Origin of the sequence: Adlercreutzia sp. ZJ304 (assembly GCF_011039075.1) — a bacterium.
GTDB lineage: Bacteria > Actinomycetota > Coriobacteriia > Coriobacteriales > Eggerthellaceae > Adlercreutzia_A.
The window spans coordinates 1-16838 of record NZ_JAAKEG010000001.1; the positions used below are offsets into that span (position 1 = coordinate 1).

The window sequence follows — 16838 nt, forward strand, 5'->3', positions numbered from 1 at the left end:
TGATCGGTATTGAGCAGGTAGAATGCTCTTAGGTCAGCGTCCCTTCGCTCATGCGCCCGAGCGCCCATATCCAGCATGCCAACTCGCGCGCAGTGGCCACGTTGGCCACAACGGGACGCTTATGCAGATCGATGGTGAAGTGCTGCCTTCGATCGACCAGCCGCCTTACGCCTTGCGCCGCATGGTTCGATATCGAGGTCGGCACGGAATCGTCGTAGAGACCGCGCTTCCGCTCCTTGGTGGCACGCGTGTAGTGCCAGCTCGCATCCACGAGGAGCTTCCGCAGATGTGAATTGCCGGCCTTGGTAATGCCACCCCGGCACACATGCTCACCTGACGAGTGCTCCGAAGGGACGAGTCTTAACCATGAGGCGAATGCGCGGGCGGTTTCGAACCGTGAGAACACGCCCGTCTCGACCACCAGGAAAAAAGCGGTCATGGTCTCGATGCCCTTCATGCATCGAAGCGCCTCTACTCGCTCATGCCAGTGTGGCTTCTGCGTGTATTGGCAGATCCTCTTCTCGATCGCCTTCTTCTGAGCTTCTATGTGCCGAACTTGGGAGATGTAATAGTCAAGCGATTCCTGCGCTGCTGCATCAGGAAGCTCTATGCGCCTGATCCATTCCCAGTGGGCGCGTGTCCACGTGCCGCGACGTTTGCCTTCCTCTGTGCATTCGCTCCAGACCCATCCCCAGCGGATGAGCAGATGCGTCAGGCGATGTTTGGCGCGCGTGAGGTCGTCTCGGATATCTTCCAGCACGCGGGAGAGATTGCGGGCGCCTTCGGTCTCCATATCCGGCACGAACACTTCCACGATATTGTGCGCCATAAGCTGTCGCGCCAGAAACTCCGCATCACTGCGGTCGTTCTTCTTGCGCTTGTCGGATGCGGGTTTGTGCATCTTGGAAACTGCCCCGACGATACAATCAACCTCGAGTTCCCGAAGCGAGCGGACAAGGTGGAACCCCGTCACGCCGGACTCCTAAACTGCTTTCGGGGATTCGAACTGAAGTATCCAGCTTGCCACTTCCGCAGGTTCATAGCCGAACTTCTGCGAACGAACCTCGCCCGTGATGGAGTCAAGTGCGACCGCAGTGATAGAACGCGCGTGGACATCAAGACCGATTGAAGTAACATGGTTCATGGTGAGCCCCTCTCATATATGTGGCAACCTAGCTGGTTGCCGGTTTTGGTTAGACAGAACCATTATCAGCCTCGACCCACGGTTATATGAATAGACGATATGAAGCAGGGGCTCACAATGTTCTACTCATATCGTCTTATTTTTTGAATGCTGTTAGCGGAGACATTTTGTACGGTGAAAGGTATGGATACACCCGGGGGCGTGTTATGGCTTGACACCCGGTTTTCTCTAACGTATCATTCATTCGCTTGGTTTGTTGCTCAGTTGTAACTTTCCGGGCGGCAGCTTGAAAATTACACATGAATTTTCAAACGCTTTTTGCTTGTACGGCACAAGATGTGCTGTGCAGGATTAATTTTTTTGAACCTGCACAGTGCGGCTTGGGCAAGGAAAGCCAATGCGTATACGAGGGAGCAGCCTTGAGTGCTGTGACCGAGAATACGGCATTGAGCTTGACGAAGCACAAGATGTGCTGTGCAGGTTCAAAAAGGGCGTGTGCCCGAGTGGTTAAAGGGGACGGGCTGTAAACCCGTTGGCTATGCCTACCTAGGTTCGAATCCTAGCGCGCCCACCATTTTCTTTTGAGCCTTTTAGGTGCGCATGATGCAAAGTCTGACGCAACATGTGTGCATAAAAGCGGTCAAATTGCCTGTGTAGCTCAGTCGGTAGAGCACTTCGTTGGTAACGAAGAGGTCACCGGTTCAAGTCCGGTCGCAGGCTCCATTAAATCTGCAATTATAAAGAGATTAAAATGGCGGTGTAGCTCAGTTGGTCAGAGCACACGGTTCATACCCGTGGCGTCACTGGTTCAAATCCAGTCACCGCTACCAAGAAAGCCCGCGTCCGCTAAGGACGCGTTCCTATGTAAAGTACAGAATTTCCTACAAGGAGGAAAAATGTCAAAGGAAAAATTTGAGCGTTCCAAGCCGCATGTTAACATCGGCACGATTGGTCACGTCGACCACGGCAAGACCACGCTGACAGCAGCTATCTCCAAGACGCTTTCTTCCAATGATGGTAGCCATGGCACTGCTAAGGCTGACTTCACCGCATTTGAAGATATCGACAAGGCTCCTGAAGAGCGCGAGCGCGGCATAACCATTTCTATTGCTCACATCGAATACGAAACAGACACTCGTCACTATGCTCATGTTGACTGCCCCGGTCATGCTGACTATGTAAAGAACATGATTACCGGTGCTGCTCAGATGGACGGTGCAATACTTGTTATTGCTGCTACTGACGGTCCAATGGCTCAAACTCGTGAGCACATCCTGCTTGCTCGTCAGGTAGGCGTGCCTTACATCGTAGTCTTCCTGAACAAGTGCGATATGGTTGACGACGAAGAGCTTATCGAACTTGTTGAGATGGAAGTTCGTGAACTGCTTGACAGCTATGAATTCCCGGGAGACGACACCCCGATTATTCGCGGCTCTGCTCTTAAAGCTCTTGAGGGCGACAAGGACGCACAGGACAAAGTTTGGGAGCTTATGGATGCTGTAGATTCCTACATCCCCACTCCCGAGCGCGATGTAGACAAGCCATTCCTGATGGCTGTAGAGGACACCATGACAATTACTGGTCGTGGTACTGTTGCTACTGGTCGTGTAGAGCGCGGCGTTCTTCACATGAACGACCCGGTAGAAATCGTTGGTATTAAAGAGACTCAGGAAACTGTTTGCACTGGCATTGAGATGTTCCGCAAGCTGCTTGATGAGGCTCAGGCTGGCGACAACATCGGTGTTCTACTTCGCGGTATTAAACGTGAAGACATCGAGCGTGGTCAGGTTCTTTGCAAGCCCGGCAGTGTGACACCGCACACCGAGTTTGAGGGTCAGGTATACATCCTAACTAAGGAGGAAGGCGGACGTCACACTCCATTCTTCGATGGTTATCGCCCGCAGTTCTACTTCCGTACCACCGACATTACTGGTGTAGCTCACCTGCCCGAGGGCACCGAGATGGTTATGCCCGGTGACAACGTAACTATTACTGGCGAGCTGATTCACCCGGTAGCTATGGAAGAGGGTCTGAAGTTTGCTATCCGTGAGGGTGGTCGTACCGTTGGCTCTGGTCGCGTTACTAAGATCATCAAATAACAACGTATAACGAGAAATCGGGTCGTAATTTTAGAATTGCGACCCGATTCTGCAGATTCATGTGTATAATCGCAAGCTTGCGATAAGATTGCGTAAAAGGAGTATTCATGCGAACGTTGGTCACGATGGCGTGCACGGACTGCAAGCGCCGTAACTACACGACCACGAAGAACAAGCAGAATAATCCCGAACGCTTAGAGTTCAAGAAGTACTGCAAGTGGTGTCGTAGCCATACAGTACATCGCGAGACTCGTTAGTGTGAAGGATTTTTTTGTAGACAGGCAATAGGCCAGTAGCTCCAATTGGTAGAGCGGCGGTCTCCAAAACCGCATGTTGGGGGTTCGAGTCCCTCCTGGCCTGCCAGCTTGCATCACGAGCAGCTTGAGGGCTGCTTGTTTGGCGTTATGAGACGGCTTCGAAGTGCAGTCGCGAAGACGTTTTCCATAAAAAGACTGCAAAGCAGAGGAACACATGGCTAAGAAATCGAAAACCCAAAAGGCAAAGGCATCGGCTGCACGTCAAGCTAAGAAGGCTGAACGTGAGCAGGAGTCTATTGAGGCTTCGGAAAATACAAAGCCTGAAACCGAACAAGCTGCTGAAAGCGGTGCAAAGAAACGTGGTCTTTTGAAGAAGGACAGCACCGAGGAAAGCAAGCCTGAGAAGTCGAAAGCGGCTTCAAAGGGTTCCGATATAAAAAAGGCAGACAAACCGAAGAAGAAGCATTTTCAATTCCTTCGCGATGTGCGAGCAGAGATGAAAAGGGTTACGTGGCCTACAAAAAAAGATGTGGGTCAGTGGACTGTCGTTGTTGTTGCAGCACTAGTTTTCTTCGGTGCCTATGTAGCCATCCTTGATAATTTAATTATTACTCCGGCACTTATTGGTGTATCTAGCATCGAGGCGCCAGAAGTAAGTAATGAATTAGACAATACTGGTGGCGGCGGTAATGTTGGTTTGAATGTTAGCGATGGTTCAGACCAAGGCGCAAGCTCTGATGCTACTTCCGAAGGCGAAACTAGCGAAACTCAGGATGCATCTGCTGCCCCTGAATCTGATCAGGGTGCAACTGAGGGCACAAGCGAAGGCGATTCCGGTGCAGAGGCACCCGGAGCCGCAACGGATAGCGAATCTTCTCAGGAAGGCTAAGCATGTCTAAAAAATGGTATGTGCTACACACCTATTCCGGATACGAGAATAAGGTAAAGAACAACCTTCTGACACGTGTTGAGACTATGGGTCTTGAGAACAACGTATTCAAGGTTGAAATACCTACTGAGCGAGTTGCCGAAATACGTGATGGTGGTCGTCGCAAAGAGACTGAGAAAAAAGTTTTTCCGGGTTATGTTTTGGTGAAAATGGAAATGGACGACCGCAGTTGGGCGGCTGTCCGTAATACTCCCGGAGTAACTGGTTTTGTGGGTAGTCAGGGCAACCCAAGCCCTCTTACTCGCGAAGAGTACAATAAGATTATGAAACGTACTAGCCAAGATACTCCAAAGCGTACATCTACTACTCTTGAGGAAGGTCAATCGGTACATGTTACCGACGGTCCTCTGAAAGATTTTGATGGTATTGTGGCAGAAGTAATGCCCGATGCCGGGAAAGTACGCGTTATGGTTTCCATCTTTGGTCGTGAAACTCCTGTGGAGCTTACATTTGATCAGGTGGCAAGAATTTAAGGTTGAATATTCAGCGTGGTCGTGCCCTAGTGGACAGGGGCTTCTCGCGGCGACGCAGACTATAGATTTGTATTAACGATAAACGAGTTAAGGAACTAAAAATGGCTGACAAGAAAGTTACTGGCTTCATAAAGCTTCAGATTCCGGCTGGTCAGGCTAACCCTGCTCCTCCGGTTGGTCCTGCACTTGGCGCCCAAGGCGTTAACATTATGCAATTCTGCCAATCATTCAATGCGCAAACGCAAGATCAGACTGGCACTATTATTCCTGTTGAGATTACGGTATACGAAGACAAGTCTTTCACTTTCATAACAAAGACTCCTCCGGCTGCTGTTCTTATTAAGGAAAAGCTGGGTATTGAGCATGGTGCTGGTATTCCGCAACTGCAAAATGTAGGCACACTGACCGATGCACAGCTGACTGAAATTGCTGAAATCAAACTTCCCGATCTGAATGCAAACGATATAGATGCTGCAAAAGAAATTATTGCTGGTACTGCGCGTTCAATGGGCGTGCGCATTGAGGGTCGCGAAATGAAGAAAAAGTACGAAGTAACTCGTAAGTTGGCAGCTCTTTTGAAGGGCGAATCTGTAGACGATGGTGCTTCGGCATAGTAGGGTTAATGTAACGCAAGTGCGTTGCGTACATATGAAGTGGAAGGGTTCTGCCCGCCATTACCACGAAAGGGATTAAAAAATGGCTAAGAAATCAAAGAAGTACAAGGCAGCAGTTGCTAGCGTTCCTGCAGAGGAGCTTACACCGCTAGAAGCGATGAAAACTGTTAAGGAAATTGCTACTGCCAATTTTGATGAAACTGTAACAGGCGACTTTCGTTTGGGCATCGATACCCGTCAAGCCGATCAACAGCTGCGCGGTACGGTTAGTCTTCCGAATGGCTCTGGCAAGACTGTGCGTGTTGCGGTTTTTGCTGAAGGCGATGCGGCTAAGGCTGCACAAGAGGCTGGTGCCGATATCGTGGGTACCGACGAGTTAACCGAACAGATCAATCGCGGCGAGTTTAATTTTGATGCTGCTGTTGCTACGCCCGATCAGATGGGTAAAGTTGGCAAGCTTGGTAAGGTGCTTGGTCCGCGCGGTCTTATGCCGAACCCGAAGTTGGGTACTGTTACCAACGATGTTGTTAAGGCTATCAATGAACTTAAAGGTGGTCGCGTTGAGTATCGCGCCGACCGTTTTGGCATTGTGCATGTTGTGCTCGGTAAGGTTAGCTTTACCGCTGAGGCTCTTGCTGAAAACTATGGCGCTGTATACGATGAGATTATACGTATGAAGCCTGCAGCTGCTAAGGGCAAGTATGTAAAGTCGATTGCAGTATCTTCAACCATGAGCCCCGGTGTTCGCGTTGATTCTAGTGTGCAGCGTGCATATACGGAAAGCGCTGAATAGTCAGCCATATAGCGCGAAAGTATATGAGCCTGAAAAGGTAGCAAAGACATAACGGATTATCAGAAGGTCGCAGATGTTTGCGACCTTTTGTTATGATAGGCATATAGGCAGCTATTGCAAAACAAACATACAAGGAGCCTAATGGATCGCAAATCTTCAAGCGACAACAGATTCGCACTTCTCATAGATGCAGATAATGTTTCAGCACGTTATATCAAGCCGATTCTTGATGAATTATCAAAATATGGAACCGTTACAGTAAAGCGTATATATGGCGATTGGACGCTTCCACTGCACTCTAAATGGAAAGATGCATTGCTGGAAAATTCAATAATGCCCATCCAGCAATTTGGCTATACGCAGGGCAAGAATGCAACTGATTCAGCCATGATAATCGATGCTATGGATTTGCTTTACGGCGAGAACTTGGATGGGTTTTGTATTGTAAGCAGCGATTCTGATTTTACGCGTTTGGCAGGTCGTCTGCGAGAGAGTGGTCTTACTGTAATTGGTATGGGCGAAAAGAAAACACCAACTCCTTTTAGGCGCGCTTGTGACGTTTTTACAAATTTGGAATTGCTGGCTGGTCCTAGCTCTAAGCAGGGCGGCGTAATGCATAAACAAGATGTTGAACAAGCGGTTGTTGATATTATTACCGAAAATCTGAACAACGGAAAAGCTACAGGACTTGGCGAAGTGGGTAGCCGTATGTTGAAGCGCTATCCCGACTTTGACGTGCGAAACTATGGCACGAATTTGCTTAGTAAGCTGCTGGACGAATTCGACCGCGTCAAGATAACAAAAGACCATAGCAATGTTACTGTTGAATTAGTAGAAAGCACTAAGCCTGAAAGTACGGCTGAATATAGCGAAGACATATCGGATGACGACACGAAAAAGGAACCAGATGAGCGCAAACGCGCGCGCCGTCGCCGCTCGCGTAAGATAATGGCGGAACAAGAAGAAACTCCACAAGCATATATTTATAAGTTGGTACGTGAATCTGGCACAGAAGGAATTCCGCTTGCGTCGCTTGGCAATAAAGTTCGCGATCGTTTCAAAGATTTCAAAGTGCGAGATTTAGGTTTTGCCCAGATGCGGCGCTATGTTGCCAGCGTGGGCGATTTTGAAATAATGAAAGAAGGTCGTTCAATTAAAGTGCGATTAGCGCAGTAAGTAATTATTCCAAAATATTATTCGAATTTATCGAGAGGAGAAATGCGTGGAAACTCTGACGCTTGTATTATTCCTGACAATAGCAGTATTGTTGTCTGCTGTAATAGACCAAGTTGTTCCGCGCGTTTCGCTGCCTCTTATTCAGATTGGTCTTGGGGTTATTATTGCAATATTTGCCAGTGACACTATAACGATAGACCTAGAACCTAACCTGTTTTTGGTGCTATTCATTGCGCCGTTGCTATACATAGAGGCAAAAAACGCCGATAGAATGCAATTATGGGTAAACAAAGCCCCAATTTTATCCCTAGCTATTGGTTTGGTTATAGTAACTGCTGTAATAATTGGCTTTGCGCTGCATTCGCTTATACCGTCTATTAGTATTGCGGCGGCACTTGCGCTTGGCGCGGCATTGGGACCAACAGATGCTGTGGCTGTCACCTCGCTTTCAAAACAGATATCTATACCCGAGCGCCAATGGGGAATACTTAAAGGCGAACTGCTGTTAAACGACGCTTCGGGCATCGTAATGTTTCAATTTGCGCTAACTGCAGCGGTTACGGGAGCGTTCTCTATAGCAGATGCGGGCGTGTCGTTTTTGGTGGAATTTTTCGGGGGATTAATATGCGGCGCTGTATTGGGTTATGTAGCGAATTTGGCGTTGCGTAAGTTCCGCGATTTGGGAATAGAAAGCGCCACTTTCCATGTGTTATACGAATTATGCGTGCCATTCATAGTGTATTTATTGGCGCAATCTATCCATGTTAGCGGCATTATTGCTGTTGTAGTTGCTGGTCTTTTGAACGTAATAACTCCACGCACAAACAGTCCCTCTATTGCGCGCATGAATATTGTTTCTAGCAATGTTTGGCAAGTTTTGTCATTTGCGCTAAATGGCATTGTGTTTATTTTGCTAGGAACACAGCTACCTGCATCTATGCGCTATGTGTGGGCAGACGAGACGCTCAATAATTTTTCGCTAATTGCCTACATTTTGTTTATTACGCTAATTTTAATGGGCGTGCGATTTGTTTGGTGTATATGTATGGAATTGTGGCATGCGCGCCGCCCCGGCAGAAATGGTGGTGAACCGTACAAATTCAGCCGCACAAACGCTAGAGATGCGCTTATAACTACACTTTGCGGCGCTAAAGGCACTATTACGCTTTCCATTCTATTTACGATGCCAATATTTATGTCTACGGGAGCTCGTTTTCCCGAACGTAGTTTACTAATTTTCTTAGGTTGCGGCGTTATATTGATTACGCTTTTGCTTGCTACATTTGTGGTTCCGCTGGTTGCGCCCAAGAAAGAACGCAAGCAATCTGAAATTGATGCGCGCCATAACTATTTTGAGGTACTGAGAGACATTCTGCGCAACGTTATAGAAGAGTTGACCGCGCAACAAACCAAACGTAATCGCAGAGCTACTAGGGTAGTCATTAAAAGCTATCAGGATAGGCTTGAAAATACTAAGAATATGATAGATGCCAACGATGGCTCTATAGTTGCGTTGCGTCTGCAGGTGCTAAATTGGGAAGAAGAGCATACGCTAGAACTTATGGAACAAGGAATTGTAAGTTCTGATGTTGGGTACGAATTCTTGGGTCGCTTAGAGCGTATGGAAAAATTGATAAAGCACGGAGCAGGGCAGCGATTCGATGCTAAGAAGTGGGTATCGCATATTAGGATAGCATTTGTGCGAATGCGCTTGGCAATAGTGCGCCAATTGCCCGATTCAAAACTGACAGACAATGGCGAGGAAATGCGTCGTTTGCAGGAAGAGGCGGCGCGTTATGTGGTGGAAGTTCTGAAGGCTGAAATGCAAAAAAGCACTGTTGCAACTGAAGACGCAAGTAAGTTAATTATGGAATACGAGGCGAGTATTGCGGCATTGAATCAGTCGCGCACAAGCGTCACTACTTCAATTCGTGTGGTTGATGAGTCGGATGATATAAGGCGCTTGGCTTACCAAATAGAGTTAGGGCAAATTCAGCATATGTTTGAAGAAGGTCGCATAAGCAGGCAGGAATCACGCAATATGCGCGATAACGTTTTCCTTATGATGATGGATTTGGAAGATAGAGTTTAACGCGCAATTATAAATTGTGTAATTTGCACTTTATTGCTTGTAGTGGTGGGTGCGTTTTATTTTGGATATACGATACGCGCTGATATATAGGCAGTTATAAGGCATAAAATTACGGCGCAAATTGTAGCAGTGAATCCTAGAGTTTCGCTTAGAAAGCCCCATGCAACCGAGAGTGCGCCGTTACCTATGTCTACACCAAGCATAAAAAGCGCATTTGCTGCGCCCCAGCGATCGGCTGGGCTAAAGCGCACGGCAACTGTCTGGTTTACGGGTACAGCTAGACCCATACACAGTCCAAAAGGCAGCCCTGAAATATAGAAGATCAGTTCGGTTATATCTCCAAATGCGCCCATAGTGCATGCCAAAAGCATTGCGAAACATACAAGACCAGCCACTACAGCAACTTCCATAATATGAATTGGTGCAACTTTATCCATGAAGCGACCAGATGTTAAGCGCACTATAATCATAACTACGGCTGAAGCTGTATAGAAAATACCCGGGTTGCCTACGTTCAAAGAATTGCCCAACAGCCCCATGTAGAAAATGTTGAATGAAAACGCACCGCACATGAAAAGGATGGGTACTGTGCCCGGCAGCGCTTTTGGTTCAAACACGCTATCAAGTACACGATGCCAGCCGTGTAACTCTTGCTTTTTGGCTGCATTAGACGTTTTTGTCTCTTTGTTAGCGGTTCTGTTTTGCTCTTGGCGGACGCGGTATTCGGATGTGGCGGGAAGTTTGTATGGGTTGTTTTCGTAGCGAATCAACAAGCTAAGTACAAACGCCAAAAGACTGCATGCGGCGCATCCAAAATAGAAATTTTGTGCCGGGTCGGTAGATACAAGGAAAATTGCAAGAGCTGGTCCTATAGACATAGATACAGCTTGACCTAATCCGTAGTATCCAATGCCTTCCCCCATACGCGAAAACGGAAGCACATCTGCTGCGGCGGTTGCGGTAGCTGTTGTGGCTGCTGAAAAGCCTGCACCTTGCAATATGCGCCATAGAACAAAAGAAGCACCGTCATTGGCGGCAAGAGGACCAACACAGCCAACAAACATAACGATTGCACCAGCCATAATAACGATACGTCTGCCGCGCGTGTCTATAACAGGACCGCTTATAATACGCGCTACACCGGCTGACACCGAAAAACATAGCGCGCCTATTCCGGCAAGCCCGACAGAGCCGCCAATGCGTTCAAGATAAACCGAAGTGCCAGCGTTTATGCCTTGTCCCACGAGAAATGTTGAAAGCGTGCATGTAAGAATTAAAATGAAAATGGGCGACCAAAGCCCTTCGCGTATACCAGATGGTGTTGTGCTTTTAGTCGTATTCGCCTTGCGTTCCATTAGCTAATATCCTTTTGTAGCGCATTGGCATTAGCGGCGCAATTGTGCTGATAGTAGCGCAGCGCTAACTAATACCTTATATGTAGGTTGCTTATAACAATTGTATGCTAGAACCCGAATCATGTAGTTAAAAATGTCAATTGACTATATTTGTTTGTATCCATGCTTATTCGGCGGTTTGATTTGATATTTATTGACTTTGGTTGTATTACGAAATTAACATGCTTGCATGGTATTTTGTAAGGAGTAAGCATGGGTGATAGATTCGAAGTTTCTGAATTAGAAGATGTACTAGAGCTGCTAGAGCTTGTTGAAGAGGGTAGCGGCAAAGCCATCGTTACTATGGGTGGCACCGAGCGTTTTGTCGTTATGACCGCCGAGCGTTATCGTGCATTAAGCGATGGCTACAGGCGCGAAAAAGAGCGTGCAGAAGAAGCTAACGAGCGCATTCGCGCGGCACAGACAGAAATAGAGAATGCCCATGCTCAAGTTGCGCGTGCAAATAGTCGAGCGGATGCTGCAGAAGCTGCACACACTGTACAAGTTTCTGCAGAAAACACAGCTGCGCATGTAGCACAAACATTTTCACCTGCGCAAAACCTTGGTGGTAACGCCAAGGAATACAAAACCGCTAAACTGCCCAACACTCCCATAGATTCCGACGATTATCAGCGCAGTATGTGGCAAGAAGCCATAGTAGAGCGCATGCGCAAAGTTATAGAGGCTGAAGCTCCGGTTGAAAAACAGCGCCTGTTCAACACTGTGCGCGCTAGCTTTGGCATAAAGCGCAGCGGTCGCGATATTCAATCGCATAATGAATGGCTGTTCAATCGCAAGATTAATGCGAAACAAACTGAATTTAACGGTTGCACATTTGTGTGGCGTGGCGATCAAGATCCGAAAACCTACTGCATATTTCGTCCCACCGACGAAGAGTCTAATCGCCAAATAACAGAGTATCCGTATCAAGAATTGGTTGCGGCAATACTTGCTGCACTGAAAAGCCAAGAAAAACTAACCTACGAAGATTTAATAGAAGCTACCATGCGCTTGCTAGGCTATAAGCGCAAAACGAATCGCGTGCGCGAGGTTATTGGTGCAGCAATAGAGCAAGCCGGTGAAAATGGCACTATTCGCGTATTCACTGACGGTACGTTTCGTGTGGTGTAGCAGCTAGACTAGCCTTGCGGGTTTATAAGGGCTTGTAAGCTGTATGTACGGCTGCTATGCCGCCTGTGCAGTTTACCCATGCAACATCTTTAAACCCAGCATCTTCCATCATTTTTGCAAGGCTTTGCTGATCGGGAAATGCGCGAATGGAATCTCCTAAGTAGACAAATCCTTCGCGCTCTCCCGCAATAAGACCGCCCCAAAAAGGAATTAAGTGGCGCAAGTAAAAACCATATAGTGAACGCCAAATTGCATTTTTCGGCGTAGAAAATTCTAGGCAAGTAAGGCTTCCGCCCGGCTTCAGCACACGCAACATTTCGCGCAGCGCCAACGGACGGTCGGGCATGTTGCGTATCCCGTAAGCCACTGTTACAGCGTCAAACTGCTCGTCTTCAAACGGTAGCGCTTGCGCGTCGGCAACCATGAAATCTACTGGTACGCCGTCTGCGCGTCCATCTGCAAAATGTTTACGTGCAACTTCTAGCATTTCGGGTACTAAATCGGTACACATTATATGTGCCGGTTTTTTCGTGCGTGCTATTTCGAAAGTAACATCACCTGTGCCTCCTGCCACGTCAAGCACACGTGCGTCACTATTAATGGCAGCCATCTTTGCCATTTTATGCAGCCACGCTTTATAAGTTCCAAAACTTGAAATGGCGTTAAAGCGTTCGTATTTAGGCGCAATGTGCGAAAAAATCAGCTTCACACGTGCGGATGAAATCTCTGATGGTGCCTCTGCTCCTGTTGCGGTATCTATGCTCATCTATTCGTCCATGTTCGTATATATTGTGCCATTTCCAAACAGCAGCTGTCTTTCAGACCCCGAAAGTTCGGCTCGTGCTTGTTCGCGCAAATTATTCATACCGCTTAAGAATTGTCTGTACATTACTAGCACCAAATAGCGCCCCATTTCGGTCAAAGTCAATTCATCTTTGGTATCAGTTGCAAACGCGCCATTTAGTCGCATGAATGCCATTTCAGCCGGAAGCCCGAATTCTACTGATACACCAAATTCGTCGCGGAAAGCGCGTTTGTCAAACCGCAATCGATACAAATTCAAAAGGAAATTGTATCGCATTAAATCGCGCTTGCTTAGCGTCGATTTTCCCATAATAGGCATGCGACCTTCCTCAATATGTCGGTTATAGTCGCTTATGCTGAAGTCGTTTACATACAGCGCACCTGCCAAGTGTGTTATAGAGCCGCTGCCTATGGCGGGATAATCCACATAAGATGTTTGGTATTCGTCATGTATTAAGGCGTGGTCATCGCTTCCGTCGGCACCTAAGCGGTTGAATGTCCATACAGTTTCGCGGCGAAATAGCGGATGGGCACCCTCAGCTAAAACTCCATCTATTATGCGGTAGAAGCGCAGTTCGCGTTTCCAATCCATTTTTCCCAGCGTGCGGTTCATATTGTCAGCTGTAGCGCCAGATATATAAAGCGGCGAAAACGTTGTCTGCCTTGCTCCGCACATGGCTATGTGCTCCAAATCGGCAAATAACATGTCTTCAGTTTGTGTGGGAAAGTTGAAAATCATATCCACATTCAGCGAATCGAAATAGGGCACAGCTTGCGCTATACGCTCCATTATTACTTCTCCGCTGCCGTATTTATAGTAGCGATCCATAGTCTTTAGAAGTTCATTGTTGAAGCTTTGTACGCCCACCGATAGCCGCTGTACGCGTCCATGCATTTTATCTAGCCATGGCTGTACTAGATGATTCGGATTTGTCTCACTTGCCACTTCCTCGATATTCCACGTATCGCGCGCCAAATCAAGCGTTTCGCATAGCTCGTCTAGCATTATTGTTGGCGTGCCGCCGCCTACGTATATGCTTTCTATGTCATACCCTAAATCTCGCAGCATCAGCATCTCTTTGCGCATGCTTTCAAAGTAAGGTCTGGCAACCTCTTCACGATATGTATACCTATTAAAGCTGCAATAAGGACACAATCTTTCACAAAACGGCACATGCATATAAAGCATGTAGCGCCTATTTTCCTCCGGTTTTGGCATGAATGTTTCCGAAGTTGGCTTCAATGTTAGTGTGTGCCGCGTCATAGTTTTTACAAGTTTTGTTAAAAAGCGTTCGGATAACACACTATCTCCTAGTCCAATCGATTAATTTCAACACAAGATTTGAATTGTAATTGTATGTTTCGCGTTTTCGCAATATCTGCGATTTGCTTTTATGTATGGAATGTAAAATGATGAACGCATATTCACGAATAATAGGAGAAACATCGAAATGTTGAAAAGCTATAAAAAATTTGTAGGCGCAGTTCTTGTTGCGTCATTAACTATGTTTGCCATGGCTGGGTGTTCGCAGTCGCAACCGCAGCAGGAAACTGAAACGGATGTGGTGGTAATAGATACTACAGACACATCGGGCGGTGTTGCTGCTACGGTAAACGGTGTGGAAATTGGTGAAAATGCAGTATCTGCCTACATAGATAATTTCCGTCAAACAAACGATTTAACTGACGACGAAGCTTGGGGCAGCTATATGGGTCAGAACGGCTATACGCCAGAGTCGCTTCGTGAAATAGTTGTAGATAATTTTGTGAATGAGGAAATAGTGCGCCAAGCTGCTAAGGAAAACGGCATAGAAGTAACCGATGAAGATGTTGAGGCTGCATTCGAACAAGCTAAGAAAAGTGCTGGTAATGAATCTAGCTGGCGAATTGCTCTGAAATATTCCGGTATGACAGAAGACCAATACAAAGACAGCTTGCGTCAGCAACTTCTGCAGCGCGAATTGTTCTATAAAGCCACTGGAACAAGTCAGCTTGACTCTACGGTTTCGCAAATAACCAGCACGCTGCGTCAGTCGGGTGGGGAAGAGTTGGCAAATCTGATAGACCGCGCTTCTGCGAAGATGTCTGAGTCAACAGATACTCAGAAAGTAAAGGCAGACGATGAGTTGGTGCTTAGTCTCATAAAAACCTACGAGCAAGACTACGCTAATGCCGAATCGCTAGATGGTATTCCTGCTGATGTGGTGGTGCTTTATCGCACTCAAGCCGACTCTGTTGTGCAAAATCAGGCGTTCGAAGATTTTATGAAGAAGTATACAGATGCTGCCGATGTACAAAAGAATGGCTTACCTGAAGGGGCTACTTATAAAGTAGAGGTTATTGTTGCAAGCCCAAATGAGACGACAGAGGACCAACCGGCAGCTGCTGAAGGCGAACAAACAGATACGGCTTCCGAATAAACCCAATAAGATATAAGCAGGCACAACTTTTTGTGCCGAAAAAACATTTCAGTTTGTGCGCGGGTGTTCGATTGATGCCCGCGCTCTGTTATCATTCTACGGAAAAGAAAAACGCATCAAGCGAGGTTCAATGCTCATCACTGCGAAATATGTATTCCCTATTACAAGTGAGCCCATATTGGATGGGGCGGTGCTTGTTCGGGAAGATCGAATTGCAGATATAGGCGATCTAAATTCACTACGTCTGCGCTATCCCGATGAAGACGTGGAAGATTTTGGAATGGCAGCCATAATGCCCGGTCTTATTGACCTGCATACACGTCTTGAAAAATCGGTATTGCGTGGTGTTGTGGCGGATAAACCTTATTCTGAATGGATTATGGCGGTTCTCGATAGAAGCATTCAGTTAGAACAGTCTGATTGGTATGATTCTGCAATTCTCGGTGGGCTGGATGCTCTTTCGTCGGGCATTACCACAGTGGTTGACATAACCAGTACAGGCGCTGCTGGTCGTGCGGCGCAAGAACTAGGGCTTCGCGGTGTAATTTATCGCGAAGTGGGCGCAATGGATAAAATGCGTGTTGATTATGCTATGCATTCTGCCCAGCGCGACATAAACCGATGGAAAGAAGATTTCGACCCAGAGCGCATAACGGTAGGAATTGCACCTGCCGCTATATATGCAAACCATCCGTCTGTTTTTCAGCGTGTTACCGACATTGCTATTCGTGACGATTTGCCGGTGGCTATGCGCTTGGCTGGCAGTCGTGAAGAATATAACTTCGTAATGTATGGTTCATCTATGTTTGCTGTAGACAATATGGATGAAGAAGTTCGCGGGTACGTGGAAATTCCACCTTGGCTGCCATTTGGTGTTACCCCTGTGCGCTATGCGCTAAATTGGGGTGCGTTCGATGCGCCTAATGTTTTACTGATTCATGCTGTGCATGTAACCGATGAAGATATAAAGAAGCTTCGTGAATTTGATGTTGCCATATGTACATGTCCTAGCGCCAACGCAAAACTGGGCATGGGCGTGGCTCCTTTGTCGCAATTCTTGAAAGCTGGTCTTCGCGTTGGTTTTGGTACCGATTCGCCTGCGGCTACAGAATCTACCGATATGTTGTCCGAGATGCGTATGGGGCAATTGCTGCACCGCGCAAGCGACACCAGCCGCTTCATAACAAGCCAAGAGATTCTGGAACTAGCAACTATAGGCGGCGCTAAGGCTTTGCGGCAAGAAGATAAAATAGGCTCTCTTGAAGTGGGAAAACTGGCAGATATAATAGCTGTAGACTTATCGGCATCGCACCAATCGCTAGATCAAAACCCAATATCTGCCTTGGTTAGCACCTGTACTGCCAGCGATGTATTAATGACCATGATCGGCGGCAAGACGCTATACGAGAAAAATAATTGGCACGTGAACGTTGAAGTAGCGAAGAATATTGCGCGTGTTATAGAAATTCGCGCTAAGCTGAAAGCGTAGGCA

Annotated in this window: 16 protein-coding genes and 4 tRNA genes; 15 read left to right on the top strand and 5 right to left on the bottom strand. The window is 47.2% G+C overall.

What is annotated here, in order from left to right; translation table 11 throughout:
- Positions 1 to 28: 28 nt before the first annotated feature.
- Both G7Y46_RS00005 and G7Y46_RS09105 read right to left on the bottom strand, forming a co-directional pair.
- Complete coding sequence (locus tag G7Y46_RS00005; protein WP_241156980.1) at positions 29 to 973, bottom strand: IS110 family transposase; 945 nt, start codon at positions 971 to 973, stop codon at positions 29 to 31.
- A 9-nt stretch (positions 974 to 982) separates the two neighbouring features.
- The gene (locus G7Y46_RS09105; protein WP_241156981.1) at positions 983 to 1144 is read right to left on the bottom strand and encodes a hypothetical protein; all 162 of its coding nucleotides are present in this window, start codon (positions 1142 to 1144) and stop codon (positions 983 to 985) included.
- 489 nt (positions 1145 to 1633) lie between these two features.
- Here G7Y46_RS09105 and G7Y46_RS00010 point away from each other — a divergent pair.
- The 12 genes from G7Y46_RS00010 (at position 1634) to G7Y46_RS00065 (ending at position 9597) form a co-directional block, all read left to right on the top strand.
- Positions 1634 to 1718 (top strand) — tRNA-Tyr (locus tag G7Y46_RS00010).
- A 73-nt stretch (positions 1719 to 1791) separates the two neighbouring features.
- Positions 1792 to 1867, top strand: a tRNA-Thr gene (locus tag G7Y46_RS00015).
- Positions 1868 to 1897: 30 nt separating this feature from the next.
- Positions 1898 to 1974: transfer RNA gene (locus tag G7Y46_RS00020), tRNA-Met, on the top strand.
- Positions 1975 to 2040: 66 nt separating this feature from the next.
- Positions 2041 to 3243: an elongation factor Tu gene (tuf, locus tag G7Y46_RS00025; protein ID WP_165063029.1), complete on the top strand. Its 1203-nt coding sequence runs from the start codon at positions 2041 to 2043 to the stop codon at positions 3241 to 3243.
- Between the two features lie 107 nt (positions 3244 to 3350).
- Positions 3351 to 3500: a 50S ribosomal protein L33 gene (rpmG, locus tag G7Y46_RS00030; RefSeq protein ID WP_165063030.1), complete on the top strand. Its 150-nt coding sequence runs from the start codon at positions 3351 to 3353 to the stop codon at positions 3498 to 3500.
- 29 nt (positions 3501 to 3529) lie between these two features.
- Positions 3530 to 3606, top strand: a tRNA-Trp gene (locus tag G7Y46_RS00035).
- A gap of 108 nt (positions 3607 to 3714) precedes the next feature.
- Complete coding sequence (secE, locus tag G7Y46_RS00040; protein ID WP_165251535.1) at positions 3715 to 4389, top strand: preprotein translocase subunit SecE; 675 nt, start codon at positions 3715 to 3717, stop codon at positions 4387 to 4389.
- Between the two features lie 2 nt (positions 4390 to 4391).
- Entirely contained in the window at positions 4392 to 4922 is a 531-nt protein-coding gene (gene nusG, locus G7Y46_RS00045; protein ID WP_165063032.1) for a transcription termination/antitermination protein NusG, read from the top strand.
- Positions 4923 to 5023: 101 nt separating this feature from the next.
- Positions 5024 to 5536 (top strand): 50S ribosomal protein L11, encoded by a 513-nt coding sequence (gene rplK / locus G7Y46_RS00050; RefSeq protein ID WP_165063033.1) that lies wholly within the window; start codon positions 5024 to 5026, stop codon positions 5534 to 5536.
- Between the two features lie 82 nt (positions 5537 to 5618).
- Complete coding sequence (rplA, locus tag G7Y46_RS00055) at positions 5619 to 6329, top strand: 50S ribosomal protein L1 (RefSeq protein ID WP_165063034.1); 711 nt, start codon at positions 5619 to 5621, stop codon at positions 6327 to 6329.
- A 141-nt stretch (positions 6330 to 6470) separates the two neighbouring features.
- Positions 6471 to 7505 (top strand): NYN domain-containing protein, encoded by a 1035-nt coding sequence (locus G7Y46_RS00060; protein ID WP_165251537.1) that lies wholly within the window; start codon positions 6471 to 6473, stop codon positions 7503 to 7505.
- Positions 7506 to 7551: 46 nt separating this feature from the next.
- Complete coding sequence (locus G7Y46_RS00065; RefSeq protein ID WP_165251539.1) at positions 7552 to 9597, top strand: Na+/H+ antiporter; 2046 nt, start codon at positions 7552 to 7554, stop codon at positions 9595 to 9597.
- Positions 9598 to 9653: 56 nt separating this feature from the next.
- On the opposite strand, the gene G7Y46_RS00070 is transcribed toward G7Y46_RS00065, so the two are convergent.
- On the bottom strand, positions 9654 to 10952 hold the full coding sequence (locus tag G7Y46_RS00070; RefSeq protein WP_165251541.1) for an MFS transporter: 1299 nt from the start codon (positions 10950 to 10952) through the stop codon (positions 9654 to 9656).
- A gap of 252 nt (positions 10953 to 11204) precedes the next feature.
- Here G7Y46_RS00070 and G7Y46_RS00075 point away from each other — a divergent pair, with 252 nt between their 5' ends.
- Positions 11205 to 12122, top strand: a complete 918-nt coding sequence (locus G7Y46_RS00075; RefSeq protein ID WP_165063038.1) for a DUF3320 domain-containing protein — start codon at positions 11205 to 11207, stop codon at positions 12120 to 12122.
- 22 nt (positions 12123 to 12144) lie between these two features.
- Here G7Y46_RS00075 and ubiE read toward each other — a convergent pair whose 3' ends face one another.
- On the bottom strand, positions 12145 to 12888 hold the full coding sequence (ubiE, locus tag G7Y46_RS00080; RefSeq protein ID WP_165251543.1) for a bifunctional demethylmenaquinone methyltransferase/2-methoxy-6-polyprenyl-1,4-benzoquinol methylase UbiE: 744 nt from the start codon (positions 12886 to 12888) through the stop codon (positions 12145 to 12147).
- On the bottom strand, positions 12889 to 14229 hold the full coding sequence (locus tag G7Y46_RS00085) for a coproporphyrinogen III oxidase family protein (protein ID WP_165251545.1): 1341 nt from the start codon (positions 14227 to 14229) through the stop codon (positions 12889 to 12891).
- 148 nt (positions 14230 to 14377) lie between these two features.
- On the opposite strand from G7Y46_RS00085, the gene G7Y46_RS00090 reads away from it, so the two are divergent.
- Positions 14378 to 15346 (top strand): SurA N-terminal domain-containing protein, encoded by a 969-nt coding sequence (locus G7Y46_RS00090; RefSeq protein ID WP_165251547.1) that lies wholly within the window; start codon positions 14378 to 14380, stop codon positions 15344 to 15346.
- A gap of 130 nt (positions 15347 to 15476) precedes the next feature.
- A complete protein-coding gene (locus tag G7Y46_RS00095; RefSeq protein ID WP_165063042.1) occupies positions 15477 to 16835 on the top strand; it encodes an amidohydrolase family protein in 1359 nt (452 codons plus the stop codon).
- The last annotated feature ends 3 nt before the right edge of the window (positions 16836 to 16838 follow it).

Bases quoted from the DNA above. Each gene is read 5' to 3' on its own strand.
- G7Y46_RS09105 (WP_241156981.1), bottom strand. From the start codon at position 1,144: ATGAACCATGTTACTTCAATCGGTCTTGATGTCCACGCGCGTTCTATC.
- tuf (WP_165063029.1), top strand. From the start codon at position 2,041: ATGTCAAAGGAAAAATTTGAGCGTTCCAAGCCGCATGTTAACATCGGC.
- rpmG (WP_165063030.1), top strand. From the start codon at position 3,351: ATGCGAACGTTGGTCACGATGGCGTGCACGGACTGCAAGCGCCGTAAC.
- secE (WP_165251535.1), top strand. From the start codon at position 3,715: ATGGCTAAGAAATCGAAAACCCAAAAGGCAAAGGCATCGGCTGCACGT.
- nusG (WP_165063032.1), top strand. From the start codon at position 4,392: ATGTCTAAAAAATGGTATGTGCTACACACCTATTCCGGATACGAGAAT.
- rplK (WP_165063033.1), top strand. From the start codon at position 5,024: ATGGCTGACAAGAAAGTTACTGGCTTCATAAAGCTTCAGATTCCGGCT.
- rplA (WP_165063034.1), top strand. From the start codon at position 5,619: ATGGCTAAGAAATCAAAGAAGTACAAGGCAGCAGTTGCTAGCGTTCCT.
- G7Y46_RS00060 (WP_165251537.1), top strand. From the start codon at position 6,471: ATGGATCGCAAATCTTCAAGCGACAACAGATTCGCACTTCTCATAGAT.
- G7Y46_RS00070 (WP_165251541.1), bottom strand. From the start codon at position 10,952: ATGGAACGCAAGGCGAATACGACTAAAAGCACAACACCATCTGGTATA.
- G7Y46_RS00075 (WP_165063038.1), top strand. From the start codon at position 11,205: ATGGGTGATAGATTCGAAGTTTCTGAATTAGAAGATGTACTAGAGCTG.
- ubiE (WP_165251543.1), bottom strand. From the start codon at position 12,888: ATGAGCATAGATACCGCAACAGGAGCAGAGGCACCATCAGAGATTTCA.
- G7Y46_RS00090 (WP_165251547.1), top strand. From the start codon at position 14,378: ATGTTGAAAAGCTATAAAAAATTTGTAGGCGCAGTTCTTGTTGCGTCA.
- G7Y46_RS00095 (WP_165063042.1), top strand. From the start codon at position 15,477: ATGCTCATCACTGCGAAATATGTATTCCCTATTACAAGTGAGCCCATA.